Here is a 639-nt window from a genome sequence, read left to right as displayed (position 1 = left end):
TCGGTTTTCATAATCACATTATATATTTAGTTGCGATGCCTAATCCGAGCGGAGCGATCGCCTGACCTGTTAGTATAGTTTTATATATCTTATTGCTGGCATTTTTAAAATATATTCTTTAAGGGCGATCGCCAAGGACCAATTTGAGATTTTATAAATTAGCGATCGCTTTCAAAATCAACGGCGATTATCTTGTAACCAATTTTCCCAATCTGACATATTTTGAAAATCCAATAATGCCTCTCCTAATGATTCTAATTGAGAAATGGAGAGCGATTCCTACGGAGTGCTACGCAAACGCACTTTTTGCTCTTGAATAGCAGTTAAATTACCACAACGGCGTTTTAGCAAACGAATAGTTATATTTGCTTCTCCTTGTTGTAAACCTTTTTTCTCACCAATTTCTAACACCTCTTGATAAAACCGGGTTTGAGTAATATCAGCCTCTTTGAGATTAAGCATTTTTTGAATCTCCTCTAGACTAGAGGTTATTTTTTTGACAAAATAGTGAGGATCTGGGCATAATCAGATTATATATTCAGTTGCCATACCCAGAGAAGCGATCGCTTTAACCTCCCCTAATCACTTCTTTTGTTAGCAGTTTAATGAACTGCTAACCAGTCTATCAGGTCTTGTATT

General features: G+C 36.3%; 2 protein-coding genes. Both read right to left on the bottom strand.

What is annotated here, in order from left to right; all coding sequences use genetic code 11:
• Positions 1-177 precede the first annotated feature (177 nt).
• Positions 178-267: a DUF4351 domain-containing protein gene (locus ACIR131C_RS27275; RefSeq protein WP_071604919.1), complete on the bottom strand. Its 90-nt coding sequence runs from the start codon at positions 265-267 to the stop codon at positions 178-180.
• A 12-nt stretch (positions 268-279) separates the two neighbouring features.
• Complete coding sequence (locus ACIR131C_RS27270) at positions 280-462, bottom strand: DUF4351 domain-containing protein (protein WP_028088715.1); 183 nt, start codon at positions 460-462, stop codon at positions 280-282.
• Positions 463-639 lie beyond the last annotated feature (177 nt).

The sequence above is a fragment of the Dolichospermum circinale AWQC131C genome, from assembly GCF_000426905.1.
GTDB classification, from domain to species: Bacteria; Cyanobacteriota; Cyanobacteriia; order Cyanobacteriales; family Nostocaceae; genus Dolichospermum; species Dolichospermum circinale.
This window is presented reverse-complemented; position numbering and strand designations above follow the sequence as displayed.